This is a genomic window from Streptomyces vastus, from assembly GCF_039532825.1.
Classification (GTDB): Bacteria; Actinomycetota; Actinomycetes; order Streptomycetales; family Streptomycetaceae; genus Streptomyces; species Streptomyces vastus.
In genome coordinates, this window is record NZ_BAAASJ010000072.1 from 181,337 (window position 1) to 206,063 (window position 24,727).

Consider the following 24,727-nt stretch of genomic DNA (forward strand, 5'->3'; position numbering starts at 1 on the left):
TACGCTCACGGGGCTCCGCACTCCCCCACTCTCGCCTTCGCTCGAGCGGGGGACCCCCATCACCACACGACCTGCGAAGACTTCAGGAGACTGACGACGATGGCCGACCGGGTCACGGTGATCGGCTGGGACGGCTCGCCACTGACCGACGCGGCGCGCTCCGCACTCGGCGCCGCCACACTGGTGGCCGGCGCGGCCCATCATCTGGCGCTGCCCGAAGTGCCCCTGGCCGCCGAACGCATCCGGCTCGGCAGCGTCGGCCTCGCCGCCCGCCGTATCGCCGGACACCGCGGCAGCGCCGTGGTCCTCGCCGACGGCGACCCGGGCTTCTTCGGAGTCGTACGCACCCTGCGCGCCCCCGAGTTCGGCCTCGAGGTCGAAGTGGTGCCCGCCGTCTCCTCGGTCGCCACCGCCTTCGCCCGTGCCGGAATGCCCTGGGACGATGCCCAGGTGGTCGTCGCCCACCGTCGCACCCTGCGACGCGCCGTGAACGTCTGCCGCGCCCACACCAAGGTCGCCGTCCTCACCTCGCCCGGCGCCGGACCGGCCGAACTCGGCCTGCTCCTCGAGGGAGTCCACCGCACCTTCGTCATCTGCGAGGAACTCGGCACCGACCGCGAACAGGTCACCATCCTCACCTCCGACAAGGCCGCCGATCACACCTGGCGCGACCCGAACGTGGTCATCGTCATGGGCGGACCCGTCGCCCCGGCCGAACGCGGCGGCTGGATCGCCGGGCGCGACCCGGGCGCCGGCCCGCGCGGCTGGGCCCTGCCCGCCGAGGCGTACGGCGGCGCGGTCGGCGAGGGCGAGAACGAGCCGCTGCGCGCCGCTCAACTCGCCCATCTGGGGCCGCGCGTGGGCGACCTCGTATGGGACATCGGCTCCGGCAGCGGTGCCTTCGCCACGGAGGCCGCGCGCTGCGGTGCCGGGGTCATCGCCGTGGACCGCGACCGGGACGCCTGCGCCCGCACCATGGACGCCGCCCGCCGCTTCGGCGTACAGCTCCAGATCGTGCAGGGCACCGCGCCGCACATCCTGGAGAACCTGCCCGAACCCGATGTCGTACGCGTCGGGGGTGGGGGTGCCGCGGTGGTCTCCGCCGTCGCCGACCGGCGTCCCCAGCGGATCGTCACGCACGCCGCGACACGGGACGCGGCCGAACTCATCGGCAGGGACCTGACGGAGCACGGCTATCAGGTCGAGTGCGCGCTTCTGCAGTCCGTCGAACTGGACACCCGCGCCTGGACGGAGAAGGAACGCAGCGTTGCGTTCCTTCTCACCGGCGTGCTTGCCGATCGCGCCCCGTGATCCTGTTGTCGTACCGCTCGCGGTAGGCTGGCCGACCGTTGTACTGCGTCGGCTTGTCCGAAATTTCGTCGGTCAATGTCCGGAAAACGGGCCCGATTTGGGGTGCGTGTGGTACGGCGAACCGGAGGGCGCGCAACGTGGCGCAGTCCACAGCGGGCCATGGCGGATCACCCTGCCATGGTGACCGGCCGACCGCGACAATGCCTGTTAATGGCTTTGTCGACTGGCCGTTCGTGCCGCCCGGCACGCATGCTCGTTCTCCACTGCGGGCGGTCGACGCACCGCTCCGGACGAGCAGGTCGTAGAGCACAAACCGATGGGCGAGGGGTACGCATGACCGACACCGGCCAGGTCCCGGGCGAAGGACTGCCGGAGAGCGCAGGCGTGGTGGAGCAGCCGGGCGCCCAGGCGCCGGGTGCGTACCTCTACCTCTCCGAGACGCCCGCCGAGGACCACGAAGACCTGTTGCTGCTGCCGGGCGCCCAGGGCGCCTGGGGCAACGAGGTCCCTCCGCCGCCACCGGCTCCCGTCCCCGAGGTTGTGCACGAGCCCGGGCCGCACGAGATGTCGGGCCGGGACAGCGGATCGGTCGACTTGGGAGGGGTCCGGCTGTCGGAGCCCGAGCGCGCTCCTGAGCCCGCGCCGCAGCCGCCCGCAGCCCGTCGTCCGCTGCACCTCGGTCCGCCGACACCGGACAGCGCCGGGAGCCCGGTGCGCTCGCTGGCCGACCGAGGTCCGGCCGGGGCGACGCCTTGGGGAGTCCAGGCCCAGGCGGGCCCTGAGGCGGGTGTTGCAGAAACGGTCGTCCGGGGTGTTGAGGAGAGCGACGGAGCGGGGCAGGGCTCCGAAGGCGTGGGAGTCGGTGAGGTTCCTCGGGTTGGGGTGGGCCAGGAGGCTGCCGGTTCGCAGGCCGTCGAGGAGGGGGCTGGTGAGGGGGCTGCTGGTCCCGATGCCGCCCAGAGTTCCGAAGCCATGCAGGCTTCCGCCGATGTGCAGGTTTCCGAAGATGTGCCGGTGACGGAGTCCGTACAGACCTCCGAGGTCCCCGGCCCGGCCGAAGTCCCGGACGCCGCGGAGGAGTTCGCGGTTGCGGCTGCGCAGATCCCGCAGGCCGAGCGGTTCCCGCAGGAGCCCGCTCCGGAGGCTGTTCAGGTCCCGGATGACGCGATCCGGGCATCGGAACCCGCACAGTACGAGGAACCGGCACAGCACGCGGAACCCGCATACCTCGACGCTCCCGGGCAGGCGCCGCACACGCCCGAAAACGCTGACGCCGCGCACTTCCAGCCCGCACCGGCGGTCTCGCACTTCCCGCAGGCGCCCGAGCCCCAACAGCCCCCGCACGCGGCCGCTGAACCGCAACTCCCGGACCACGCCGAGCAGTTCTCGGAAGCCGACCCGCAAGGCCCGGTCCCCGGCGCGGACGAGGTGGCACAGCCCGTGGTCGCCGAGGAAGCCGCGCAGTTCACGGATCATGCGGAGGCGCCGGCTCTGTCCGACGCCCCGACCCCGGGTCCCGCCGAGCCGCAGATGGTCACGCCCGCAGACGCCGCGGTACCCGCGCAGGCCCCTGAGCAAGCCCAACCGGACCAGCCCGTCGGCCAGTTCGTACCCGTCGAAGGCACCATCCCGACGACGCCCCACCTCGCCCCGACACCCCCGCACGCCATGACCTTCCCGCCCCTCCCGGAGGCGGAGCACCCCGCTCAGGCGGAACCGGCACCGGCCGCCGAGGAGGAGCCCGCACCCGCCGCCGCGGAGACCGCCGAACCCCCGGCCCCCGAGAACCCCGTGGTCATGCTCCCGGGTCCCCGCGGGGCCGAACAGACCGACCAGACTGAACCTGCCGTCGCCGGGCCGGAGGCAACTCCCGTGCCCGAGCCATCCGTTGAGGACGCTGAGGATGCCGAGGCCCCGGCGCAGCAGCAGCCCGTAGCAGCTCAGCGGGCGGAGGACCTGGACACCCTGGTCGCCGCCGACCAGGCCGATGAGGCCGAGCAGGCAGAGCAGAGCGAGCAGGAGGAGAGCCCGGCCCCCGTGGCGGATGTACGCGAGTCCCCCGGCCCCGCCGCGCCCGGCTACGACGACGCCGAGCGCGAGGCCGTCCTGCGCGTCATGCGCGAGCGCCGCGACATCCGCAACGGCTTCCGCAGTGATCCCATTCCGCACGAGGTACTGCTCCGCGTACTGGAGGCGGCGCACACCGCGCCGTCCGTCGGCCACTCCCAGCCCTGGGACTTCGTCGTCATCCGCTCCGCCGACACCCGGCGCACGATGCACGAACTGGCCATGAGACAGCGCGACGCGTACGCGAAGTCGTTGCCCAAGGGCCGCGCGAAGCAGTTCAAGGAACTGAAGATCGAGGCGATCCTCGACACCCCGGTGAACATCGTCGTCACCGCCGACCCGACCCGCGGCGGCCGTCACACCCTGGGCCGCCACACACAGCCGCAGATGGCCCCGTACTCCTCCGCTCTCGCGGTCGAGAACCTGTGGCTGGCCGCCCGCGCCGAGGGTCTCGGCGTCGGCTGGGTCAGCTTCTTCGACGAGCGCGAGATGGTCCGCACCCTCGGCCTGCCCGAGCACCTGGAGGTCGTGGCGTACCTCTGTGTGGGCTACGTGGACGAATTCCCGGAGGAGCCGGAGCTGCTGCAGGCCGGCTGGTCCAAGCGCCGCCCGCTGTCCTGGGTCGTCCACGAGGAGACGTACGGCCGCCGCGCCCTGCCCGGCGAGGAGCCGCACGACCTGCTCGCCGAGACCGTCTCCAACATCCGCCCGCTGGACGCGAAGGCGCTCGGCGAGGCGTGGGAGCGCCAGAAGCGCATGACGAAGCCCGCGGGCGCCCTCGGCATGCTGGAGATCATCTCCGCACAGCTGAGCGGCCTGTCCCGGATGTGCCCGCCCCCGATCCCGGAACCGGCCGCCGTAGCGATCTTCGCGGGCGACCACGGCGTGCACGCCCAGGGCGTCACCCCGTGGCCGCAGGAGGTCACCGGCCAGATGGTGGCCAACATCCTGGGCGGGGGAGCGGTCGTCAACGCCTTCGCCAGTCAGGTGGGCACCGAGGTCTGCGTCGTCGACGTGGGCGTCGCCTCCGACCTGCCCGCGACCCCCGGCCTCCTGCCGCGCAAGGTCCGGGCCGGCACCGCCGACATGACGACCGGCCCCGCGCTGACCCGCGAGGAGGTCAAGCAGGCAATCGAGGTGGGCATCGACACGGCCCGCGACCTGGTGGCCGCCGGCAACAAGGCCTTGGTCACGGGCGAGATGGGCATCGCGAACACCACCGCGTCCGCGGCCCTGATCGCGGTCTTCACGGACACCGACCCCTCCGAGGTCACCGGCCGCGGCACCGGCATCAACGACGAGACGCTGGCCCGCAAGACCGAGGTCGTACGCCGCGCCATCCAACTCCACCAGCCCGACCCCGCCGACCCCATCGGCGTCCTCGCCGCGGTCGGCGGCCTCGAACACGCCGCGATGGTCGGCCTGCTGCTGGGCGGCGCGTCCCTGCGTACGCCGGTGATCCTGGACGGTGTAAGCGCCGGCGCCGCCGCCCTGGTGGCCCGCGCCATCGCCCCCGAGGTCCTGGCGGCCTGCATCGCAGGCCACCGCAGCGCCGAGCCGGGCCACGTGGCCGCCCTCAACAAACTGGGCCTCCGCCCCCTGGTGGACCTGGACCTCCGGCTGGGCGAAGGCACCGGCGCCCTACTGGCCCTCCCCATGGTCCAGAGCGCAGCAAGAGCAATGCACGAGGTGGCAACGTTCGACTCAGCAGGGGTAACCGAGAAGTAGCCGCGGGCACGTCTGTGGGCAGTCGTTCCGCAGGCGGAACGGGTGGGCACAGACCAACAGCGCACTCGCACCTGTCCACCCACCCCAGGGGGCCCGGGGGCAGAGCCCCTGGTTTCGGGAAGGGGCGGGCCTGGGGAAAGAAACCCCACCCACCCCAGCCACCCACCACCCCGCACCTTAAAATCCGCATGTCAGGGGCGCTCCAGAGCCGCAGGGCCCCGCCCCCGCACCGCCGCATGAGGAGCCGCACCTCCATGGCCGAACACCCCGCCTACCCCGTAGGCCTCCGCCTCACCGGCCGCCGAGTAGTAGTCCTCGGCGGCGGCCAGGTGGCCCAGCGCCGGCTCCCGGCCCTGATCGCAGCAGGCGCGGACATCCGCCTCGTATCCCCAACTGCCACCCCCTCCGTAGAGGCGATGGCGGACGCAGGCGAACTCACCTGGGAGAGGCGCCCCTACGAGGAGGGCGACCTGGCCCAGGCCTGGTACGCCCTCATCGCCACCAGCGACACAGAAGCGAACACAAGGGCCTCGGGAGAGGCGGAAGCCCACCGCGTCTGGTGCGTACGCTCCGACGACGCGGACGCCGCCACAGCCTGGACCCCCGCGACCGGCCACAGCGAAGGCGTCACGGTGGCCGTACTCACGACGAACGCCCGAGGCCGCGACCCCCGCCACACGGCCGCCATCCGCGACGCGGTGGTCGAAGGCCTCCGCGACGGCACCCTCGTGGCCCCGCACCACCGCACCCGCACCCCCGGCGTCGCCCTGGTCGGCGGCGGCCCCGGCGACCCGGACCTGATCACGGTCCGCGGCCGTCGCCTTCTCGCCGAGGCGGACGTCGTCATCGCGGACCGCCTGGGCCCCCGCGACCTGCTCGCCGAACTCCCGCCGCACGTCGAGGTGATCGATGCGGCGAAGATCCCGTACGGCCGTTTCATGGCCCAGGAAGCGATCAACAACGCGCTCATCGAGCACGCGAAGCAGGGCAAGTCCGTGGTCCGTCTCAAGGGCGGCGACCCCTTCGTCTTCGGCCGTGGCATGGAGGAGGCCCAGGCGCTGGCCGAGGCGGGTATCGCCTGCACGGTCGTCCCCGGCATCTCCAGCTCCATCTCGGTGCCGGGCGCCGCGGGCATCCCGGTCACGCACCGAGGGGTGGCCCACGAGTTCACGGTCGTCAGCGGTCATGTCGCCCCCGACGACGAGCGCTCCCTGGTCGACTGGCCGGCCCTGGCCAAGCTCCGCGGCACCCTGGTCGTCCTGATGGGCGTCGACAAGATCGGTGCCATCGCACGCACGCTGATCGGCAACGGCAAGCCGGCCGACACCCCCGTGGCCCTCGTCCAGGAGGGCACGACGGCCGCCCAGCGCCGCGTCGACGCGACCCTCGAAACGGTGGCAGAGACCGCACGCGCCCAGGACGTGAAACCCCCGGCGGTCATCGTCATCGGCGACGTGGTGAACGTGGGCCCGGAGAGCTCCGCGTAACCCGGGGTAACCCAACCCTGTCCGAGCCGTTGGCACCGCACCCAGGACAAGGCAGTATCACCCTGTGGCCGATCTCATCACCGTTGAGGAACCCGACGACCCGCGCCTGCGCGACTACACGGGCCTGACCGACGTCGAGCTGCGCCGCAAGCGCGAGCCCGCCGAGGGCCTGTTCATCGCCGAGGGCGAGAAGGTCATCAGACGGGCCAAGGACGCCGGTTACGAGATGCGCTCGATGCTGCTCTCCGCCAAGTGGGTCGACGTCATGCGCGACGTCATCGACGAGCTCCCCGCCCCGGTGTACGCGGTGAGCCCCGAACTCGCCGAGCAGGTCACCGGCTACCACGTGCACCGCGGCGCCCTCGCCTCCATGCAGCGCAAACCGCTGCCGACCCCCGACGAGCTGCTTCAGACGGCCCGCAGGGTGGTCGTCATGGAGTCGGTCAACGACCACACCAACATCGGCGCGATCTTCCGCTCCGCCGCCGCCCTGGGCATGGACGCGGTCCTCCTCTCACCGGACTGCGCGGACCCGCTCTACCGCCGCAGCGTGAAGGTCTCCATGGGCGCGGTCTTCTCCGTCCCGTACGCGCGTCTCGACACCTGGCCCAAGGGCCTGGAGACGGTCCGCGAGCCGGGTTTCGCCCTCCTCGCGCTCACTCCGGACGAGAAGGCCAAGAGCCTCGACGAGGTGGCCCCGCACCGGATGGACCGGGTCGCCCTGATGCTGGGCGCGGAGGGCGACGGCCTGTCCACCCAGGCCCTGGTGGCGGCGGACGAATGGGTCCGCATCCCGATGGCACACGGGGTGGATTCGCTGAATGTGGGGGCTGCCGCCGCGGTCGCGTTCTACGCGGTCGCGACGGGGCGCCCTCAGTCCTGAGGCCGCATCTCGATCGTCGACTCGTACCGCTCGGACATCAGCCTGTCCGGCGAGGTGAACTCCGGCTGTACGGGCTGTAGTTGCCGCTGCTCACCGCCGAGCCCCCGCTCCGGTCCCTGGCAACCTTGCGCCGCCGCGATCCCGAGCGCCACCAGCAGCGTCACCACGACGAACACGAACAGCCGCTGCCGCAGCAACCTCGGATTGGCGGGCCGCCGCCCCGCCCCGGTGGTCCGCGGCCCCGGACGCCCGGAGCCACTGCGCGGCGCCGCGGACCGACTGCCGGAGCCGGAGCGCGTCGAGTTGCCCCGCGACGGCACCGGCCGCGCCCCGGACCGCGACGGCGTACCGTTCCGCGGTGGCGGGGGAGTGCCCTGCGTACGCCGCTGGGTGCGCTGGTCCGGGTGGTTCTCGGTGAGCCGCCCCGTCGGCCGCTCGGCCTCGCTCACGCGCGGCGCGGGCGGCCGGGCGGCACTCAGCCCCTGTGCCTCGCGGGCCGCGATCTCCTTGAGCCGCAACGACAGTTGAAGCGTGCTGGGCCGCTCCTCCGGATCCTTCGCCAGACACGCCCGTACGAGAGGAGCCAGCGCGTCCGGCACGCCCTTCAGCTGCGCCTCCTCGTGCACCACCCTGTAGAGCATCACTTCGGAACTGCCGTGCCCGAAGGGCGAGTCGGTGGTCGCCGCATACGCCAGCGTGGCCCCAAGCGCGAACACGTCCGTGGCCGGCGTGACGGTGGCACCCCGCACCTGCTCGGGCGCGAGGAAGCCGGGCGACCCCACTGCCGTACCGACGTGCGTGAGCGTGCTCGCCCCCGTTGCCCAAGCGATGCCGAAGTCGATGATGCGTGGCCCCTTCGGGGACAGCAGGATGTTCGACGGCTTGAGATCCCGGTGCACGACACCGGCCTCGTGCACGGCTACGAGCCCCTCGGAGAGGGCGGCGCCTACGGCCGCGATCTCGGCCGCGGTGAGCGGCCCCTCCTCGGCGACCTTGTCGTGCAGCGAGGGCCCGGGGACGTACTGCGTCGCGAACCACGGACGGTCCGCATCCAGATCCGCGGCGACGAGTCGGGCCGTACACCCGCCCCGGATCCGCCGCGCCGCCGACACCTCGCGCGCGAACCGAGAGCGGAACTCCTGGTCCTCCGCCAGATCCGGCCGGATCACCTTCAGTGCGACTCGCTGGCCACGCCGGTCGGAGCCCAGATAGACAACGCCCATCCCACCCGCGCCGAGCCGTCGGTGGATCTTGAACGAGCCGACGACACGCGGGTCCTCGCGCCTCAGGCGCATCATCGCCATGTCCATCCCCGCTGCCCGGTCCGTTTGACGTGGCACAGCTTACGTTTCCGTGGCCGGGCGCGCGCAGAGGCCGCGCCCTCGCGGCCCGGCCGATTGTCAGTGCCGGGTGCGAAACTTGAAAGGTGGTCAGGGGACGGGCGAATTCAGCGGCTTTGGGCTGCCGGGATCCCCAACCATCGGTCGCAGAAGGGGGATTGGGCCCGTGAAGGGTGATCGAGTGGAGATAGTCGTGGACGCCGGCGACACGACACGCACATACGAGGTGGTGGCGAGCCGCGCGGGGCGCCGGGTGGAGACGGCGGTCCGCCGAGGAGTCGTGGAAGTGAGCGAAGTCACCCGCAGTGGAGGGGTGGTCCGCACGGCCCGGTTCATGGCCAACAGGGTGCTGGCCCTGGTCGAACAGCCCGTGCCCAGGGAGGACAGCTCGGAACAGACGGGGCAGACCGGACGTCCCCTCCGGGAAGACCCCGAGACCTAGGACCTCGTCTCCACCCAGGGGAGTACTCCGCAGGTGATCGGTCATCCTCCGGGAGGCCCGGCAATCGATACGACGGCATGACGCCCCACGGGCCCCGTCCACCTAGATTTGAAGTCAAGCGGCGGGTGCAGCACTCGTCCCCCGAGGTCAGCCACCCGCCGCTGCCAGACAGCAGGAGATCAATCAGCAACAAGGGCTTCATCAACAGCAAGAGCTTCATCAACAGAAGGTCAGGAGAGGGACCATGGCGGACACGGCATCGCGGACGGTGATCCGCACGCGGGGACGCAGGGCGAACAGCGCCGCGTTCGGTACCCGCCGGTCCGGCCAGCGTCACCCCTTGGTGGCGACGGCCATGGTCCTCCCCCTGGCGACCCTGCTCGTGGTCGTCTTCGGCGGCTGGGAAGCAGTGGTCACACAAGCGTCGTCCGTGGGCGTGATGCTAGGGCGCTGAGCGGCGCCCCAGGCCCGGAAGAGCGGTCCGGGCGGGGACATCCGGCCATGAAACCCCGTGGGGACGGGGGTGCGGCGGACGGCACAGACGCCCGCGCAGCTGGGGAGCTGCGCGGGCGCCTTTGTGTGCCTGAACCGGCACCGCTCTCGCGTACCTGGTTGCTCGCCGTTGTGGTTGCTCAATTGATGGTTGCGGTTCGAGGGCCGTCGTGGGTGGTTGCGGTTCGATGTCCTGGGCTGGCTGCGTACGCTCACGGGGTTGACCCGGCTTCGTACGACCTCAGGGGGGACCCGAGTGACCGCAGACGTGCTGCCCACCCTCACCGTGAAGGTGCGCGCCGCGGTGCACCCGGGTGCGAGTGTCTGTGCCTGCGGCACCGACGCCTCCTCCGTGCTGGCCGATCGGCCCGACGGCATTGTGGTCCGGCATGCGGACACCGTGGCGAAGGCGCACGCCCCCGGCACCGACCCCGGTGAGCTCGCGGCGCGTATGGCCGTCGCCGCGCACCCGGCCCTCGACGGTGTCCTCCTGGCGCCGCTCGCTGCGAGCGCTGCCGAACTGCACGGCCGGCTGGTCACGTTCTGGCCGTACGGCACCCCCGTGGACCCCGAAACCCCCGAAGCCGCCCCCTGGGAGGAAGCCGCCACCCTCCTCGCCCGTCTCCACCGGACGCCTCGAGCCGTACTGCCGCCCCGGCTCCCGCCGATGCGCGGTCCGGCGAAGGTGGCCCGGGCCGTCGAGCGGCTCCGGTCGGCGGGCCCGCACCCCGCCGCCGGACCGGTTCTGCGCGCCTGGTCCGTACTCCCCGCCTGGGCGAAGAACGAGGCCCCGATGGCGTACGCGCACACGCTCTGCCACGGTGACCTCCACCTGGGCCAGCTCGTCCGCGACCGGGACGGCGTCTGGCTGCTGATCGACATCGACGACCTTGGACTGGGCGAGCCCGCGTGGGATCTGGCCCGCCCAGCCGCCTGGTTCGCCTGTGGACTCCTCCCGCCCGACGAATGGACCCGCTTCCTGACGGCGTACCAGAAGGCCGAGGGCCCCGCGCTCCCTGCGGACACCGATCCCTGGCCCGCCCTGGACGTCCCGGCCCGCGCCCTCACCGTCCAGACCGGAGCTCTGGCGATTGTGAAGGCGATGGCAGCCGGCCGTGCGCTCGACGAGGTGGAGGTGGCCGTGATCGACGCCTGTGACCGAATGGCAGCTCACCCGCCGGAGTTGGCTCCGGGTTTCCCGACGTAGGGTGCAACCGACCGAAGCCGGGCAGTGTCTGTCCTGGTGAAGCAGTACCGACCGGCGAGGAGTTGAGCCGACCATGCAGTGTCCGAAGTGCCGTGCGCCGATGCACACGTACAACCGCAATGGCGTCCAGATCGAGCAGTGCAGCGGCTGCCGCGGGATCTTTCTCGACTACGGGGAGCTGGAGTCACTGACCCGCCTGGAGTCCCAGTGGCAGCAGCCCGCACCGCCGCCCCCGGCGGCCCCGCAGGCCTACCCGGCCGCTCCCGCACCCGCCTGGGGCGCACCGCACGGCGGCCATGGCGGTCACTACGGCCACAAGCGCCAGAAGAGCTTCGGCCGCATGCTCTTCTCCTCCTGACCAGGTCCGAGGAGAGCGCCACGACGAAGCCCCCGGCCGTACGAGACGGCCGGGGGCTTCGGCTGGTGCGCGATACTGGGATTGAACCAGTGACCTCTTCCGTGTCAGGGAAGCGCTCTCCCGCTGAGCTAATCGCGCGGGCGGCCTGTCCGGCCGGTGGAGAGATACTGACACGCCTCTGGCCTGCACCGCAAATCCGTTGACGTCCGTGGACGTTCGCCGCTGTGCGCGCCGGTTGTCACGCAGTTAGTCACTCAGCCCGCGCGGTTAGTCACTCACTCCGGCGGGTCTGGGCTGAGGTCGCTCAACCTGGTCAACAGGGTGCTGCTGGCTCGGGACGGTCGTCTGTGGTTGCCGCGGTTGCTGTACTTCCGTGCTGTACCGCAGTCGAACTTCGTCACGTATTCGACTGCGGTGGTCGACCTGCATCCTCTTCACTGGGGGCATGGAGCTAGTAGAGCCGCCGATCAGATGGACACCGGACAGGCACCAGGCAGGCACGAGGTCCCACCTCGGGAAGTGTGCCTGGAACGCGCCATGCCCCACGGACGCCGCGTGGAGCGTGCACGTTGAGGACAAGGGTGGCGACAGCTGGTGGGCCGTATGCGAGGAACACCGTGCCGCCTCTTCGGTCTTGAGTGCTGAGCTGCGCATAGTTGCCCGCACAGCGTGATGCGAGCGCAGTCCCGCTGTCACTTGCTAGCAGCCGGGGAACTAGGCAGCCTAATGCCCTTTACCCTTCGCTCTCGCATTCTCTGCAAGAGTCTTGAAATGGGGATATGGAGGCCATCCAAGAGAAATTTCTCGCGCTTCGATAAAAGATTCTCCGTGTTTCTCATAGACTAGAGTTAGCGTCTTTCCCCACTCCGCCATCACCAGATCCTCATCTACGTAATCGCGCTTCACGTACAGACCCAGCAAGTCGAACATGGCAACGGCTTGCGAGATGTCCCAGTATTCAGCCTGCCGCCGGTCGAAGAGATCCTTTGCGTCCTGAGTGTCATTGATCAGGTCCCGCAGCAGGGTACGCCCCCGCTGCAGGTCCGGATGCATCAGTTGCTCGTTCAAGGAGAGGAAGAGATTGCGTCTTTCCTGCTTTCGCTGAGAACGCGAGATGGCAACGGAATACATGACTGCCACCACTGCGACCAACATCGACGCAAATGCAATCCAGTCCATTTTTTGAGTAGAACACGGCCAGCATGTGATCGCTCGCCCCAAGCAGCCAGACGGGTCTCCTCGACGCCAGGTCGGTAGAATCTCAATGACCGAGTCGTGCCGGGTGGGGGCGCCGCCCATCGGTTGGGGACGGCGTCGGCGCGGTATCAGGCTTTGAGGTCTGGCCTCATCCCTATCAGGTCGATCATGGTGCTTGATGACGTCGGTCAACCCGCTCTGAATGTCGCCAGGCTGGCCGTTGAGGTTCGGCGCTGTCCGGCGTCGTTCGCGCCTGTTCGTGTCAGGCGTTGATGTCAGCAGTCGGGGACGCTCTTGACAACTCTGCTCAACTTACTTCGACTGATCCTGACCTCGACGCGACGTCACAACCTTGTGGAACCGGTCCAGCGGGTTGATCACGTGACCTCTGCGACGACGAATGCAGCGACTGCGGGTCTCACGGGCTTCCTGGATGACGCGAGCCATGTATTCGTCTTCGTTCATATCTGGGTTTAGCTCGGCACCCTTCAGAAAGTGCCCCATCCTGACGTACTGATCTTCCAGCGTCCGGGCTCGCTCCGGGCTCGGCCACCTGCCAAACCGCTTCTGCACTGCCGTCCTGCCGACTCCAAACTGTGCCGCGATACGCCCCCACGAGTACCGCTGGGTGCGGGCTTCAGCTACCACGTCGGCTGCGACGCGCTTAGCCGCGTCTTCCACCAGAGCTGCCGCCTCACACACAGACATGCCCTCTGTTGAACCGCTGAGTAGACGGATGGCAAAGCGAACTGTGGCGTCCGCAAGATCCTCGTGATCCATCACGTCCCAGGGTTCGAGAGGCCACGCGGGATCCTCGTACGACACCCACGGCCACGGGCGAGCAGGGTCGAAGGTGTACTTGGGCGGTTGGCTGACCGAAGAATTTTCCGCAGCTTCTGGGCTCACCCGTCCACTCTACGTGGACGCCTAACCCGATAGAAAGCGCTTACCTGTCAGTGCTGTGCCTGAGTATGGACTTCGACGGCGGAGCTGGCCACACGAGTGACGGCTCCCTGCGCCAACAGGAAGCCGTCAGTGGTGAAAGAGCTCAGACCAAGGAGGTCCTATGCCCGTACTCAGCATACGGCGAAGGTGCGCCGCGCTCGTTGATCAGTTCAAGAGCTTCGTCCGACGAAACAGGAAGCATCTTCTGCTCGGCGGAGCTGCACTACTGGTCTTCGTCCTCGTGCTCCTCCGACCCGTGCTGGGCACCCCGATCGCGCTTGCCTTGGCGGTGGTCACTCTCCGGCGTAAGCCCTGACAACCGGTCGGCGGAACGGCTTTGGACTGGAGCTGCTTTGGGGCGAGTGATCATGGCCCCGTAAGCTTCCGGCGAGTCGGGCAGTCTGTGGACCTGCCCGTTAAAGCACGACGTTGGGGCCATGATCTTCGAGGCTCGCCCCAAAGTGGCTGTCTAAAGCCGTGGAGCCGACCGCCTCAGCCACGGGGCAACGACCATGGAGGCGGGAGAGACCGCAGTGCACCGCCGCCACGATCCGGCCTCGTTCGGTAGCACAAAGCGTCTGTGACCTGCTGTGCGGCAGTCTCCTCAGCTCACCATGCCCAGTGCTGTATTTGGCCGCTGCGAGTGGCGACGGGCGGACGGCGGTGCCCAGCCGGTGGCGGAGACATGGAGGCGGGGCGGCGCCGGCCGACCGGCGCCGCCGCGCGTGCGCGGCCCTCGATCAATGATCGACCTGACCCTGTCAGGCGGTGCGGGTGTGGGTGTGGCTGGTGGGATCGGCCCGCAGTTGCGAGGCAACAGGTACTGAAGTGTTCCCCCTCCAGAGGTCGGATCGTGGCGGCGGTGCACTGCGGTCTCTCCCGCGTGACCGTGGGATGTTGCTCCGTGTCTGAGGTGGTCAGCGCTCGCGGCTGTAGCAGCAGCCGCGAGCGAAGCGAGCCTTGATGAAGTAGGGAAAGTTTGGCCGCAAGGCGCTCTTGCTGGGCCTACGGTCGGCTGCTGCCATGTGTCTGCGGACGGCACACACTTGGGGGCGGGCCAATGAGCGATCTCACGGTGAATCCGTGGAAGCGACACGGTAAGGATCGGCTCTATGTGAACCTCCCGGATGGGACTGCCGTGGCGTGGGCGGACCGGTCGACAAAGGTGATCACGATCAAGGTGCGGCAGTACCAGAGTGAGGCCGTGGCTCTCTTGCGCGAGCATCTCGGCGACTCAGCGACCGTGCGTCCTGGCCCGTCACAGTCCGCCATGGCTTCCGGAACGGCGTCTGTGAAGACTCCTCGGCACCCCGAGCCGTTGAGTCCGCCTCGCCGTGATCAGCCCGCGAAGTTGCCGGACTTGACTGTCGCCGATGACTTGGCGGAGAACCGCCCGGGCGCAGCGGTGCTGGAGGCGATCGCTGCTCGGGGCCCGTCGTCCGTTCAGCGGTTCTGGGCGAAGATGCTGCGGCGTTCCTCGGAGTGGGATAGCTGGTATGCCGGGCTCGAAGGTGAGCAGCGCGTGGGACGAGAGCTGCAACGCCTCTCTGCCCAAGGCTGGCGGGTTCTGCACGGCGTACCCAAGGGCAACGGTGGGGACATTGATCACTTGCTGATCGGTCCGGGTGGTGTGTTCAGCATCAACACCAAGCATCATCAAGGTGCTTCGGTCTGGGTCGGCGACGATATGGCCAAGGTCAACGGTGGCCAACCGGTCCCGTACGCGGTCGCCAGTAAGGCGGAAGCCGCTTACGCCCAACGAGTGTTGGAGCGGTACTGCGGATTCACCGTCCCTGTAGAGCCGGTCCTCGTCTTCGTCGGCATCGCCTCCATGCACCGCGCTGCCACGCAGTACACCGTCCGGATCTACCAAGAGCGTGAGGTGTCGGCGCTTGGCCCCCTCTCGGGAAAGCTCACCCTGGACCAGATCGAGCAGGTCTATGCCGTCGCACGGCACCGGCGCGCCTGGCTGCGAGCCTGAGTGATCAGCGTCGGTTGACTGATCGTCCCTGCCCTCTGACAGATCCGGCGGCTACGCTGGTGCAGGCCAGATGATGACATCGGGGAGTGTGCTCAACGGATGGAAACGAAGTCGGCGCGGGTTGACCGCACGATTCGCGAATGGATCTCAACGGGCAAGTACCCGCCTGGGTCCAAGCTCCCCTCCGAGCGCAAGCTGATCGAAGACCTCGATATCGGACGCACTCAACTGCGCGTCGTCCTGGGGCGCCTCGCGCTCGAAGGTGTCGTGGAAGTACACGGGCGAAGCTCGTACCGGGTGCCCGGACATGCCGTTTCGGTGGAGACACCGACAGGCTTGGAGCCGTGGCAGATCCATGGCGAACGGACCCTCTATGACAACCGGTGGGTGAAGCTCGGGCTGGTCGATGTCGAGCCGCCCGGCGTGGAACGGTTCGAGCATCACGTAGTACGGCTACACCATGTGGCGATCGCCGCGGTTCTCGATGATCAGGATCGAGTCCTGATGCTCTGGCGCTACCGCTTCGTGCCCGACTCCTTCGGCTGGGAGTTGCCCGGTGGCATCGTCGACGAGGGTGAAGCTCCCGCCGCGGCTGCAGCCCGTGAGGTCGAGGAAGAGACCGGCTGGCGCCCCGACGATTTGAATCACGTGGTCACCTATCAGCCCATGGTCGGCATGGTCGACTCGCCGCACGAAATCTACGTAGGCCGTGGTGCTAAGCACGTCGGGGACCCAACGGACCTCGAAGAGGCCGGACAGGTGGCGTGGGTGCCGATCGCCGACATCCCTGGGCTCATGGCGCGCGGGGACCTGATGGGCTCTGGGACCCTCGTTGCGCTTCTTCACGTGCTCGCCTCACGAGCTGCTGGGAAGTCCCCTACAACCGCTGCGTGAGCTGCTCGATCCGGCGCCGGTGACGGACTGAACCAGTGCGGTTCGCGAGAAGTCGCGCTTGCCTCAGATGCTCGGTCGCCTGGTCGTACTCACCACGGGCCAGATGAGCTTGGGCAAGATCGCACCGAAGCCCGGCTGTTGCTCGGATGAACGTCGGGTCTACGGCGTCAAGGGCTACGTACAGGTTGTCCACCGCGTCGTCGTCGCCAAGCAGCGCAAGGGCATTGCCCCGCCACCGGCTCAGGTGACCTCCATTCAGGAAGATGCTCAACATGTCCGGGTCGCGAGCCTCCTCACCTGGCGGCAGGCATTGCAACGCTCGATCCAGCGCTCGGCGGCAGTCGTCGGGAAGGCCAGCCTTGGCACAGATCTCGGCCTCGGCCGCGTACAGCCATGCCCGGAGCCGGGGAGACATCGCCTTCCCGCCGGCCGTTTGGGCCTCCCTGATCAGCTCGACCGCTACGGCCGGGCGACCCGCGTCGCAGAGCACGTATGCCTGCTCAGCCGTGGCGTGCGCGAGGTACATGGGAGCTTCGGCTTCCTTGGCCGCACGCTTGCCTAACTCGTAGTGCCGCCACGCTCGTTCAACGGCTCCGACATCGAGGGCCTGCCATGCGGCGAGCGTCGCAGCTCCGGCGAGCGCCTGAGCTACGGGCCGTCGCGTGTCGGGGAGCACCGCAAAGGTCAACGCATCTTCGAGCGTCGACAGATGCCCGGTCATCTGGTCCACGAGACCGGCCGCCCCCATCTGGCGATCGACGGTACGCAGTAGCTCGGTCTGGTCCATGAACGTGTTCACCATGGTGAGACTGACGCTCCGGGCTGCGTCGATCCGGCTCACCAACTCGTCGTACCCGTCAGCCTCGGGGAGCGCGGGTGCAGTGTGACTGCCATACAGCTCGTCGTCGGTGATGCCGAGCAATGCCCGGAGGATCTTTGCGTACCGCTCTGTGATGGGGCGCCTGCCGTTCTCCCACTCCGAGACGTAGACGCGAAGGCTGGCCGTGGACGCGATCGTGAGCATGTGTTGCCGCGCGTACCGCTCGATCTCTCGGATCAGCCGCTCTTGCGACCACTCGCGCGCGTTCCTCGCCGCCCGTAGTCCGTTCGTCACGTGCAACCGCCCTGCATGTGAGTCCTGAGCTGTAACAGCAGCATGCCTCACATCGGCGCAGGTCGTCAGGGGTTAACCCAAACCGCGTTAACCCCTGTTGGCTACCGGATCGTTGGCACACGCGGTTGCCTAGAAGGGTCGCAGGAAGGCGAGTTGAGAAGCCGGATCGCGACAGGGCTTGACATCTGGTGCGCACCAGATGGACTCTATTGGTGCGCACCAGTTAGAAGCGCGAGCGTCCGTGGCTGTCTGTCTACGGACCAAGACCGACAACACACGGGAGCGGCGACCCACCGCCAAGTAGTCCGCCGCTCCCGCCCCTCGGAAAAGGGAGTTCCATCATGCGTCAGATTCCCGTTGACACCTCCACCGCCGCTGTGATGGTGGCCCAGCCTCCGCAGAAGAAGATCGCGAACCGGCAGACCGGTGAGGTCGCCACCGACCGCGAGACCGGCGCGACCCTGTGGACGGTCGACGTCATGTTCGTCATGGACGGCAACGCCGAGATCCTGAGCGTGGCGGTCCCCGAGACCGGCATTTCCGGTGAACTGGTCATGGGTACCCCGGTCGCGCTGACCGGCCTGATCGCCCGGCCGTGGGAGAACGAGTTCAACGGCCAGAAGCGGCACGGCATCAGCTTCCGTGCGGTCGCGGTCACCTCGCTGGTGGAGACCGCGTCGAAGTCCAAGGCGGCCTGATCATGACGCGGGTACTGATCGCCGTCGCGGTCGTGGCCGGGTTGGCGCTGCTGCTGAAGTGGCGCCGCCCCGCCTGGTACTGGCTGACCTTCGGCATCGCGTTCAGCGTGCTGCGCATACGGCTGCGGTATGCGGCTGTGATGGACGCCTGTCACCTGACCGTTCCGGCCTCCCGGTGGCGGCTGGCGCTGGCCCGCTGGTCCAAGCGGCCGGTCCCGCAGCAGCGGGTGCCCCGCCTGCTGTGGATCAAGCCGACACGGACCGGTGTCCGGCTGCGGATCAAGATGTGGCCCGGCCAGGACGCGTTCGAGTTCTCCGCCGCCGCTGACCGGCTGCGGCACTCCTTCGGCGTCCACCAGGTCACCTCACGCGAGATCAAGCCGGGCGTCGTCGAGATCACGCTGACCGGCTATGACGTGCTCAAGCGAGTGCAGATGCCCGCCAAGACCGGCCGTGGCCTGCTGAAGATCCCGGTGGCGTTGGTGGAGGACGGCAGCGTCCACTACCGCGATTACCGGGAGGTGCCGCACTCGGTGACGGTCGGCGCCACGCAGTCCGGCAAGTCCGTCTTCCAGCGCACCGTGATCAAAGAACTCGCTGCGCAGCCGGTGGCGCTGGTCGGTATCGACTGCAAGAAGATCGAACTGAGCCCGTTCGCCCGGCGCCTGTCGGCACTGGCCGACAACCCCGACGATGCGGCCGATCTCCTTGAAGCGCTCGTGGCGCGGATGGAAGGCACCTACGACGTGATCCGCCGAGAGCAGCGCATCAGCGCGGATACCCCGGATGCGGAGATCGCCGCGAACATCTGGGACCTGCCCGAGGTGCTGCGGCCGGTGCCGATCGTGGTGACGATCGATGAGATCGCCGAACTCGCCTTGAGCACCAAGAAGAACGACCGGCGCCGGGACCGGATCATCACCGCCCTGGTCCGCCTCGCTCAGCTCGGCCGGGCTGCCGGGATCTTCCTGGACATCTACGGGCAACGCTTCGGCTCCGAACTCGGCGACGGCATCACCATGCTGCGCGCCCAGTTGACCGGCCGGACCGTGCACCGCGTCAACGACGAATCCACCGCCAAGATGGCCTTCGGGGACATCTCCCCGCACGCGGTGTTCGCCGCCACGCAGATCCCCAACACGCGCCGGGGCATGGCCGTGGTCGGCTACTCCACCGGCGAATGGACCCGCATCCGCAGCCCGCACACCTCGATGCGGCAAGCCGTGTCCGCATGTAACCGGCACGCCGATCTGACCCCGGAGCTGCCGGAGTTGGCCCGCTTCCGGCCCGTGCTGGATGACGCGCCCATCGAGGCGCCTGCGGTGGCCGAAGCCGCCTGAACCCCACCTCGATCGACCGGTCGGCGTGACCGTCTCGCGCCAGATCCCTACCCGAGCCATGCCCGAAGAAGGAGAACGCCTCTCATGTGCGAGCACTGCGAGGACTTCCACCGCACCGTGCTGATGCTCGGCGCGCTGGCCCTGTACGCCGAATGCCCTGGCGCCGATTGGGACTTCGCGGACGTGGTCGGCGGTGCGCTGGCCACCTCGCTGCCGGAGCCGCCGCCCGGCCTCATCCCGCCCGGCACCGACGAGGGCCCCGAGTACCCCGGCCAGGGGTGGTGACCGTGGCCACGCGCAAGCGTCCCGCCCGCAAGCCCCCGCCGTCGAAGAAGTGCCAGCCGTGCGACGGCACCGGCGAAGTCACCCGCTCGGTCCGGGTCGGCCGCAAGCAACGCGTCGTCGGCCAGCAGACCGGCATCTGCCTGGCCTGCTTCGGCTCCGGCGAAGCCACCGACTGAACCCCGCCAGGGACGGGGCGGCCGGACACCGCTCCCCGCCCCGCTCCTGGCCCAACTCCCTGAAGGAGGTGAAGAGATGAGCCGCCCGTTCCGCCCGGACGCCGTGCTCGTGCAGGCCGTGATTGCCGGGGCCTTGTCCTTCGCCCACCTGCACGACCTGGCGGCAGCCGCCGGGCAAGACGGCTGGAAGGCCTGGGCCTACCCGATCAGCGTGGACCTGCTGCTGGTGGCCGCGTGGCGACGGCTGCGTACCGATGGCCGGTCGCGGCTGGCCTGGAGCTGGTTTTTGATCGCCCTGGTGGCCTCGCTCGGCGCGAACGTCGCCACCGCCGGACTCCTCAATCTGAACGAGGTACCGGACTGGCTGCGCATCCTGGTTGCCGGGTGGCCCGCGCTGGCCTTCCTCGGCGGCACGCTCCTGGCGCACTCACCGAAGTCGGCCGGGGACCGGGTGCCGGTTCCGCCGGCGCCCGCAGCCCCGGCCCCCGCACCTGAAGTCGAGCGCATCGAACCGGACGCCACCCCGCAGCCCTCACCGGTCGCTGAAGAGGCTCCGGCTCTGCCTGCCGCTACTCCCGATCCGGCTCCGCCGGTTCCGGCCGCGCTGGTCGCGCATGCCCGCAAGGTCGCCGACGACCACCAGGCGCGGACCGGATCCCGGATCGACACCGACACCCTGCGCGCTCGTCTCGGCGTCCCTGCGCCGATGGCGGACGCGATCGCATCCCAACTCACCTGATTCCGAAAGGAGCACCACTCATGGGCCTCTACCAGATATGGCGCGAGCTGCACCGCGTCGGCAAGGTCACCGTCGGCACTGCCCACGGACGCCAGGGACAGATCAAGTACGTCGCCGCCTGCGCGGCTGAGAACTGCGGCTGGGGCGTCGAGTACGACGACGTCAGCCCCGCCATGATCGCCGCCCAGGGCCACCGCTGCCCGGTCCGCTGATGGGAGATCAAGTCATGTCCGTGCCGCTGTGGTTCTTCATCGCCTGCGTCGGCCTGGTCGGCATCAAGCTGGTCCGCCCGCCGCTCTGGCTCGTGATCGTCCTGCTGATCGGCGGCTACCTGCTGGCCGACAGCTTCCTTGCCCCGGCCATCGACACCGCCACCAAGTAACCCCACACAGAAGGGAGTTCACCCCATGTTCCAGCCCCGCATCCCGGTCAACCCCACCCCGACCGGTGACCTCGTGCCGGTGGTCACCCCGACCGCCATCGAGCACCACACGGCCGCGTCGGCCCCCTGCGGCTGCTCGCACCACACCCCCGCGCCTGTGGCCCCGGAGCCGTCCCGGCCCGCCGTTCAGCTCACGCCCGGCGGCGTCGCGGCGGTGGCCGGTGCCGGTGTCGCCGTGGTTCTGGTCGTCGGCGCGGTCCTGGTCTCCATGCTGCTGGCCGTGGCCATCACCGGCGCCTCGCTCGCCATCTGCGCCCTGGTCATCCGCTCCCTGATCACCAGCGACGCCACCCGACGCTGACCGGCCCCCGGGGCGGTCTCGAAACCGCCAAGCATCGCGCCGCCCCGGAAGCCGTGCCCCTATCCGATCTCTCAACCGGAAGGAACCTTCATCATGACTGACCGCGCCCCTGCCCCGGCCCGTATCTGCCCGGACTGCGACGGCTTCGCCTCTGCCGCCGTTTCTCTCGGCGGACGGGACCGCAACGGCCACCTGCGCACGATCACCGTGCACTGCTGGAAGTGCCACGGCCTGGGCACCATGCCCCGGCGCCCCCGCCGCAGCACCGCGGAGTGGGAGGTGGCCGCGTGAACACGCTCACCACCACGGCCCACCTTCAGCCGGGCACCGAGACCGTGATCCGCATCTTTGACGGCGTCAATCACACCTCCCCGGCCCCGTTCGTCAGCCTCCGAGTTGGCGACGGCGACGTGGATGTGGTCTTCATCGCCGATCTCGGTACCGCCGATGCCCTGCGCACTCTGGCCACGGCCGCCGAGAAAGCCGCCAACGTCCTGGATGAGCTGGCCGCGCGTACCACGGAGGGTGCCGCATGACCGATGCCGCGACCATCGCGGGCCTGGACCCGACCACCCTCGCCGACGCGCTGAAGGTGGCCGGGTCGCCGGGCTTCGACCGCTGGCAAGAGCAGATCAAGCGCACCGGCGGCTGCGCCGACCCGATCCACCTGACCGGCTGGACCCTGACCAAGGACAAGGCGACGGGTGAGACGCTGCACCGCTACAGCACCGAGCATGAGCCGGGCGGACGCCTGCGCATCGCGTGTGGCAACCGCCGCGCCTCTCGCTGCCTGTCTTGCGCCTGGACGTACGCCGGGGACACCTACCACCTCATACGGGCCGGGCTCGCGGGAGACGACCGTTACGAAATCTCTGCCACGGTGCGCGAGCGTCCCCGCGTTTTCGCCACCTTCACCGCTCCCTCGTTCGGCCCGGTCCACAACCGGCCCGGCAACCGCCCCTGCCGCTGCGGCATCCGGCACACCGAGGACGATCCCGCCCTCGGCACCGCCCTCGACCCGGCCACCTACGACTACGCGGGCGCGGTGCTGTTCAACAACCACGCCGGGGACCTGTGGCACCGCTTCGTCAAGCGGCTGCGCCGGGAGATCGCCGCCCGCGCCGGGATCACCCAACGCGAACTCGCCGACACCGCACGGGTCTCGTACGGCAAGGTCGCCGAGTTCCAAAAGCGCGGCGCCGTCCACTTCCACGCCGTGATCCGCCTCGACGGACCGGACGGCCCCGACGATCCGCCGCCGTCCTGGGCCACCGTGGAACTGCTCGACGCAGCGATCCGAGCTGCTGCCGTCCATCGGTACGCCTCGGTCACTGTGCCCGCCGCCGGGGATCAACCGGCCCGTACCCTCCAGTGGGGCACCCAGCTCGACATCCGGCCGGTGAAGGCGTTCGGCGACGGCTCCGACCTCACGGAGCAGGCGGTGGCCTCCTACGTCGCCAAGTACGCCACCAAAGCGGCCGAGAACACCGGCACTCTGGACCGGCCGATCGGCAACCGGGAGGCGCCCGTACTGCTCGGCGTGCCTGACCATGCCCGCCGCCTCATAGACGCCTGCTTTGACCTCGAACCGCTCTACCCGGACCGGCGGCTGCGCGCCTGGGCCCACATGCTCGGCTTCCGCGGGCACTTCTCCTCCAAGTCCCGTCGCTACTCCACCACCCTCGGCACGCTCCGGCAGACCCGAGCCGACTACCGCGCCACGCAAGAACGCGAAGCGCTCGGCCTCGACGACACCGAGCCGGACACCGTGCTCGTACTCGCCTCCTGGGAGTACGCCGGACACGGCCACACCCCCGGAGAATCCGCCCTCGCCGCGACCATCGCCCGCGATCTCCAGCTCAACCGCGAAACCGCCCGCGAAGCCCTGCACGACGGCACGGGGGAGTGGTGAGCATGGCTACCGCCGTTGAGCATGGTCTCGCTGGCGAGCCTGTCCTCTACCGGGTCGAAGACGCCATGAAGGCGCTCAGCCTCAGCCGCACCGTGATCTATGAACAGATCCGCGCCGGGCGCCTTCGCGCCGTGAGGCAAGGGCGTGCCCGCCGTATCCCTGCCTCGGCGATCCGCGAGTACGTCGCACTCCTCGAACGCGAAGCGGGGGGCGACCAGTGACGAAGCGGCGTAGCAGGGGAGACGGCGGCCTTCACTGGGACGACAAGCGCCAACGCTGGATTGCAACGGTCAGCCTAGGCTATGACGGGCGAGGAAAGCGGATCGTCAAGCGGGGCAGTGGCCGGACCAAGACTGAGGCCAAAGCCAAGTTGAAGGAGGTGATCCGGGACTACGAAGACGGCCTCGCCATCGCGCCCTCCGGCTACACGGTCAAGCACGCTGTTGATGACTGGCTCGCCTACGGCTTGGCGGGATTGGACCGGGCGACCGTGGCCAAGTACACAACCCTCTGTCGGCGGCACATCATTCCGGCGCTTGGAGCCCGGAAGCTCCGCGACTTGACCGCCGACGAGGTGGACAAGTGGCTGGCTGACAAGGCCAAGGCGCTCAGTACGAGCACGCTGCAAGTGATTCGCTCGTGCCTGAACCGCGCGGTCAAACGGGCCATGGTGCGGGACAAGGTGAAGCGCAACGTCGTTGAGCTGTGCTCCGTCCCGACCGGCCAGGAGGGGCGTCCGTCCAAAGCGCTCACTCTCGCGCAGGCTGAGGCGGTGCTGGACGCTGCCGCTGACACGCCGCTGCACGCCTACATCGTGTTGTCTCTCCTCACCGGAGGTCGGACGGAGGAACTGCGCCCACTCACGTGGGATCACGTGGACCTCGAAGGAACCCCGGACGCGGATCCCCCGATCCCGCCGCACATCGCCGTCTGGCGCTCGGTCCGTGCCAGCGGGGACACCAAGACCAGGAAGTCACGGCGCACGCTCGCGCTGCCTGCTCGCTGTGTGGAGGCGCTGACCGAGCAGCAGAAAACGCAGGATCGGCAGCGTGAGAAGGCGGGGGAGCAGTGGAACGAGAAGGGCCTCGTCTTCACGTCCGCAGTTGGCACAGAGCTCGATGCGGCCAATGTCCGGCGGACCTATCGACGTGTCCTTGCTGCGGTGGATGGTCTCGACCCGGCGCACTGGACGCCTCGCGAGCTCCGGCACAGTTTCGTGTCCTTGCTCTCCGACAACGGCGTACCACTGGAGGAGATCTCTCGGCTCGTGGGCCACTCCAGTACGGCGGTCACAGAGAAGGTCTACCGGAAGCAGATCCGCCCGGTGATCCAGACGGGAGCGGTGACCATGGACCGCATCTTTGAGGGCGGCGAGGATCGGTAGTCAC

The 24,727-nt window shown here is 69.2% G+C and carries 28 protein-coding genes and 1 tRNA gene; 24 read left to right on the forward strand and 5 right to left on the reverse strand.

Features of this window, described 5'->3' with window-relative positions; genetic code table 11:
- Window positions 1-99 precede the first annotated feature (99 nt).
- The 4 genes from cbiE (at window position 100) to ABD357_RS27080 (ending at window position 7,476) form a co-directional block, all read left to right on the forward strand.
- The gene (gene cbiE / locus ABD357_RS27065) at window positions 100-1,311 is read left to right on the forward strand and encodes a precorrin-6y C5,15-methyltransferase (decarboxylating) subunit CbiE (protein WP_344393611.1); all 1,212 of its coding nucleotides are present in this window, start codon (window positions 100-102) and stop codon (window positions 1,309-1,311) included.
- A 333-nt stretch (window positions 1,312-1,644) separates the two neighbouring features.
- Entirely contained in the window at window positions 1,645-5,106 is a 3,462-nt protein-coding gene (gene cobT, locus ABD357_RS27070) for a nicotinate-nucleotide--dimethylbenzimidazole phosphoribosyltransferase (RefSeq protein WP_344393613.1), read from the forward strand.
- 254 nt (window positions 5,107-5,360) lie between these two features.
- Complete coding sequence (gene cobA / locus ABD357_RS27075) at window positions 5,361-6,593, forward strand: uroporphyrinogen-III C-methyltransferase (protein WP_344393614.1); 1,233 nt, start codon at window positions 5,361-5,363, stop codon at window positions 6,591-6,593.
- Between the two features lie 64 nt (window positions 6,594-6,657).
- Window positions 6,658-7,476 (forward strand): TrmH family RNA methyltransferase, encoded by an 819-nt coding sequence (locus ABD357_RS27080; protein ID WP_344393615.1) that lies wholly within the window; start codon window positions 6,658-6,660, stop codon window positions 7,474-7,476.
- Here ABD357_RS27080 and ABD357_RS27085 read toward each other — a convergent pair.
- Window positions 7,467-8,786 (reverse strand): serine/threonine-protein kinase, encoded by a 1,320-nt coding sequence (locus ABD357_RS27085; RefSeq protein ID WP_344393657.1) that lies wholly within the window; start codon window positions 8,784-8,786, stop codon window positions 7,467-7,469. The two genes, ABD357_RS27080 and ABD357_RS27085, sit on opposite strands and share 10 nt — an antisense overlap.
- Window positions 8,787-8,982: 196 nt before the next feature.
- Here ABD357_RS27085 and ABD357_RS27090 point away from each other — a divergent pair, with 196 nt between their 5' ends.
- From ABD357_RS27090 to ABD357_RS27105, 4 genes are all read left to right on the forward strand, one after another.
- Window positions 8,983-9,258, forward strand: a complete 276-nt coding sequence (locus ABD357_RS27090) for a hypothetical protein (RefSeq protein WP_033324869.1) — start codon at window positions 8,983-8,985, stop codon at window positions 9,256-9,258.
- A 244-nt stretch (window positions 9,259-9,502) separates the two neighbouring features.
- Window positions 9,503-9,712: a hypothetical protein gene (locus ABD357_RS27095; RefSeq protein ID WP_344393616.1), complete on the forward strand. Its 210-nt coding sequence runs from the start codon at window positions 9,503-9,505 to the stop codon at window positions 9,710-9,712.
- Window positions 9,713-10,006: 294 nt separating this feature from the next.
- Window positions 10,007-10,957 (forward strand): phosphotransferase family protein, encoded by a 951-nt coding sequence (locus ABD357_RS27100; protein ID WP_344393617.1) that lies wholly within the window; start codon window positions 10,007-10,009, stop codon window positions 10,955-10,957.
- 73 nt (window positions 10,958-11,030) lie between these two features.
- Window positions 11,031-11,315, forward strand: a complete 285-nt coding sequence (locus ABD357_RS27105) for a TFIIB-type zinc ribbon-containing protein (RefSeq protein ID WP_344393618.1) — start codon at window positions 11,031-11,033, stop codon at window positions 11,313-11,315.
- A gap of 63 nt (window positions 11,316-11,378) precedes the next feature.
- Here the strand turns inward: ABD357_RS27105 and ABD357_RS27110 are convergent.
- From ABD357_RS27110 to ABD357_RS27120, 3 genes are all read right to left on the reverse strand, one after another.
- A tRNA-Val gene (locus tag ABD357_RS27110) sits at window positions 11,379-11,453 on the reverse strand.
- A gap of 585 nt (window positions 11,454-12,038) precedes the next feature.
- Window positions 12,039-12,494, reverse strand: coding sequence for a DUF4760 domain-containing protein (locus ABD357_RS27115; protein WP_344393619.1), 456 nt, complete (start codon window positions 12,492-12,494; stop codon window positions 12,039-12,041).
- A gap of 330 nt (window positions 12,495-12,824) precedes the next feature.
- Window positions 12,825-13,418, reverse strand: a complete 594-nt coding sequence (locus ABD357_RS27120; protein ID WP_344393620.1) for a hypothetical protein — start codon at window positions 13,416-13,418, stop codon at window positions 12,825-12,827.
- A gap of 160 nt (window positions 13,419-13,578) precedes the next feature.
- On the opposite strand from ABD357_RS27120, the gene ABD357_RS27125 reads away from it, so the two are divergent.
- The 3 genes from ABD357_RS27125 to ABD357_RS27135 all read left to right on the forward strand — a co-directional run bounded on the left by ABD357_RS27125 (window position 13,579) and on the right by ABD357_RS27135 (window position 16,332).
- Window positions 13,579-13,773: a hypothetical protein gene (locus ABD357_RS27125; protein ID WP_344393621.1), complete on the forward strand. Its 195-nt coding sequence runs from the start codon at window positions 13,579-13,581 to the stop codon at window positions 13,771-13,773.
- 744 nt (window positions 13,774-14,517) lie between these two features.
- On the forward strand, window positions 14,518-15,438 hold the full coding sequence (locus ABD357_RS27130) for a nuclease-related domain-containing protein (RefSeq protein ID WP_344393623.1): 921 nt from the start codon (window positions 14,518-14,520) through the stop codon (window positions 15,436-15,438).
- A gap of 99 nt (window positions 15,439-15,537) precedes the next feature.
- Window positions 15,538-16,332 (forward strand): NUDIX domain-containing protein, encoded by a 795-nt coding sequence (locus ABD357_RS27135; RefSeq protein ID WP_344393624.1) that lies wholly within the window; start codon window positions 15,538-15,540, stop codon window positions 16,330-16,332.
- Here the strand turns inward: ABD357_RS27135 and ABD357_RS27140 are convergent.
- A complete protein-coding gene (locus tag ABD357_RS27140; protein WP_486389232.1) occupies window positions 16,316-17,446 on the reverse strand; it encodes a helix-turn-helix domain-containing protein in 1,131 nt (376 codons plus the stop codon). The two genes, ABD357_RS27135 and ABD357_RS27140, sit on opposite strands and share 17 nt — an antisense overlap.
- A 341-nt stretch (window positions 17,447-17,787) precedes the next feature.
- On the opposite strand from ABD357_RS27140, the gene ABD357_RS27145 reads away from it, so the two are divergent.
- From ABD357_RS27145 to ABD357_RS27205, 13 genes are all read left to right on the forward strand, one after another.
- Window positions 17,788-18,144, forward strand: a complete 357-nt coding sequence (locus ABD357_RS27145) for an SCO3933 family regulatory protein (RefSeq protein ID WP_344393625.1) — start codon at window positions 17,788-17,790, stop codon at window positions 18,142-18,144.
- Between the two features lie 2 nt (window positions 18,145-18,146).
- Entirely contained in the window at window positions 18,147-19,484 is a 1,338-nt protein-coding gene (locus ABD357_RS27150; RefSeq protein ID WP_344393626.1) for an FtsK/SpoIIIE domain-containing protein, read from the forward strand.
- 84 nt (window positions 19,485-19,568) lie between these two features.
- A complete protein-coding gene (locus ABD357_RS27155; protein ID WP_344393627.1) occupies window positions 19,569-19,769 on the forward strand; it encodes a hypothetical protein in 201 nt (66 codons plus the stop codon).
- Between the two features lie 2 nt (window positions 19,770-19,771).
- Window positions 19,772-19,945, forward strand: a complete 174-nt coding sequence (locus ABD357_RS27160) for a hypothetical protein (RefSeq protein ID WP_344393628.1) — start codon at window positions 19,772-19,774, stop codon at window positions 19,943-19,945.
- A gap of 76 nt (window positions 19,946-20,021) precedes the next feature.
- Window positions 20,022-20,684: a DUF2637 domain-containing protein gene (locus ABD357_RS27165; protein WP_344393629.1), complete on the forward strand. Its 663-nt coding sequence runs from the start codon at window positions 20,022-20,024 to the stop codon at window positions 20,682-20,684.
- A gap of 20 nt (window positions 20,685-20,704) precedes the next feature.
- Window positions 20,705-20,896, forward strand: a complete 192-nt coding sequence (locus tag ABD357_RS27170) for a mobile element transfer protein (RefSeq protein WP_344393630.1) — start codon at window positions 20,705-20,707, stop codon at window positions 20,894-20,896.
- Between the two features lie 14 nt (window positions 20,897-20,910).
- Window positions 20,911-21,066, forward strand: a complete 156-nt coding sequence (locus ABD357_RS27175) for a hypothetical protein (protein WP_344393631.1) — start codon at window positions 20,911-20,913, stop codon at window positions 21,064-21,066.
- 25 nt (window positions 21,067-21,091) lie between these two features.
- Window positions 21,092-21,427, forward strand: coding sequence for a SpdD-like protein (locus tag ABD357_RS27180; protein ID WP_344393632.1), 336 nt, complete (start codon window positions 21,092-21,094; stop codon window positions 21,425-21,427).
- Window positions 21,428-21,520: 93 nt separating this feature from the next.
- Window positions 21,521-21,718 carry a hypothetical protein gene (locus tag ABD357_RS27185; RefSeq protein WP_344393633.1) on the forward strand — a complete coding sequence of 66 codons (198 nt, stop codon included), beginning with the start codon at window positions 21,521-21,523 and terminating at the stop codon, window positions 21,716-21,718.
- Window positions 21,715-21,963 carry a hypothetical protein gene (locus tag ABD357_RS27190; protein WP_344393634.1) on the forward strand — a complete coding sequence of 83 codons (249 nt, stop codon included), beginning with the start codon at window positions 21,715-21,717 and terminating at the stop codon, window positions 21,961-21,963. Before ABD357_RS27185 ends, ABD357_RS27190 begins: the two co-directional genes overlap by 4 nt.
- The gene (repSA, locus tag ABD357_RS27195; protein ID WP_344393635.1) at window positions 21,960-23,339 is read left to right on the forward strand and encodes a replication initiator protein RepSA; all 1,380 of its coding nucleotides are present in this window, start codon (window positions 21,960-21,962) and stop codon (window positions 23,337-23,339) included. The genes ABD357_RS27190 and repSA overlap by 4 nt, the downstream gene beginning before the upstream one ends.
- Before the next feature lie 2 nt (window positions 23,340-23,341).
- Window positions 23,342-23,560, forward strand: coding sequence for a helix-turn-helix domain-containing protein (locus ABD357_RS27200; protein WP_344393636.1), 219 nt, complete (start codon window positions 23,342-23,344; stop codon window positions 23,558-23,560).
- A complete protein-coding gene (locus ABD357_RS27205) occupies window positions 23,557-24,723 on the forward strand; it encodes a site-specific integrase (protein WP_344393637.1) in 1,167 nt (388 codons plus the stop codon). The genes ABD357_RS27200 and ABD357_RS27205 overlap by 4 nt, the downstream gene beginning before the upstream one ends.
- Window positions 24,724-24,727: the final 4 nt, after the last annotated feature.

Bases quoted from the DNA above. Each gene is read 5' to 3' on its own strand.
- ABD357_RS27135 (WP_344393624.1), top strand. From the start codon at position 15,538: ATGGAAACGAAGTCGGCGCGGGTTGACCGCACGATTCGCGAATGGATC.
- ABD357_RS27165 (WP_344393629.1), top strand. From the start codon at position 20,022: ATGAGCCGCCCGTTCCGCCCGGACGCCGTGCTCGTGCAGGCCGTGATT.
- ABD357_RS27175 (WP_344393631.1), top strand. From the start codon at position 20,911: ATGTCCGTGCCGCTGTGGTTCTTCATCGCCTGCGTCGGCCTGGTCGGC.
- ABD357_RS27085 (WP_344393657.1), bottom strand. From the start codon at position 8,786: ATGGACATGGCGATGATGCGCCTGAGGCGCGAGGACCCGCGTGTCGTC.
- ABD357_RS27130 (WP_344393623.1), top strand. From the start codon at position 14,518: ATGAGCGATCTCACGGTGAATCCGTGGAAGCGACACGGTAAGGATCGG.
- ABD357_RS27150 (WP_344393626.1), top strand. From the start codon at position 18,147: ATGACGCGGGTACTGATCGCCGTCGCGGTCGTGGCCGGGTTGGCGCTG.
- cobT (WP_344393613.1), top strand. From the start codon at position 1,645: ATGACCGACACCGGCCAGGTCCCGGGCGAAGGACTGCCGGAGAGCGCA.
- ABD357_RS27115 (WP_344393619.1), bottom strand. From the start codon at position 12,494: ATGGACTGGATTGCATTTGCGTCGATGTTGGTCGCAGTGGTGGCAGTC.
- ABD357_RS27170 (WP_344393630.1), top strand. From the start codon at position 20,705: ATGGGCCTCTACCAGATATGGCGCGAGCTGCACCGCGTCGGCAAGGTC.
- cbiE (WP_344393611.1), top strand. From the start codon at position 100: ATGGCCGACCGGGTCACGGTGATCGGCTGGGACGGCTCGCCACTGACC.
- ABD357_RS27185 (WP_344393633.1), top strand. From the start codon at position 21,521: ATGACTGACCGCGCCCCTGCCCCGGCCCGTATCTGCCCGGACTGCGAC.
- ABD357_RS27200 (WP_344393636.1), top strand. From the start codon at position 23,342: ATGGCTACCGCCGTTGAGCATGGTCTCGCTGGCGAGCCTGTCCTCTAC.
- cobA (WP_344393614.1), top strand. From the start codon at position 5,361: ATGGCCGAACACCCCGCCTACCCCGTAGGCCTCCGCCTCACCGGCCGC.
- ABD357_RS27095 (WP_344393616.1), top strand. From the start codon at position 9,503: ATGGCGGACACGGCATCGCGGACGGTGATCCGCACGCGGGGACGCAGG.
- ABD357_RS27105 (WP_344393618.1), top strand. From the start codon at position 11,031: ATGCAGTGTCCGAAGTGCCGTGCGCCGATGCACACGTACAACCGCAAT.
- ABD357_RS27180 (WP_344393632.1), top strand. From the start codon at position 21,092: ATGTTCCAGCCCCGCATCCCGGTCAACCCCACCCCGACCGGTGACCTC.
- repSA (WP_344393635.1), top strand. From the start codon at position 21,960: ATGACCGATGCCGCGACCATCGCGGGCCTGGACCCGACCACCCTCGCC.
- ABD357_RS27145 (WP_344393625.1), top strand. From the start codon at position 17,788: ATGCGTCAGATTCCCGTTGACACCTCCACCGCCGCTGTGATGGTGGCC.
- ABD357_RS27155 (WP_344393627.1), top strand. From the start codon at position 19,569: ATGTGCGAGCACTGCGAGGACTTCCACCGCACCGTGCTGATGCTCGGC.
- ABD357_RS27125 (WP_344393621.1), top strand. From the start codon at position 13,579: ATGCCCGTACTCAGCATACGGCGAAGGTGCGCCGCGCTCGTTGATCAG.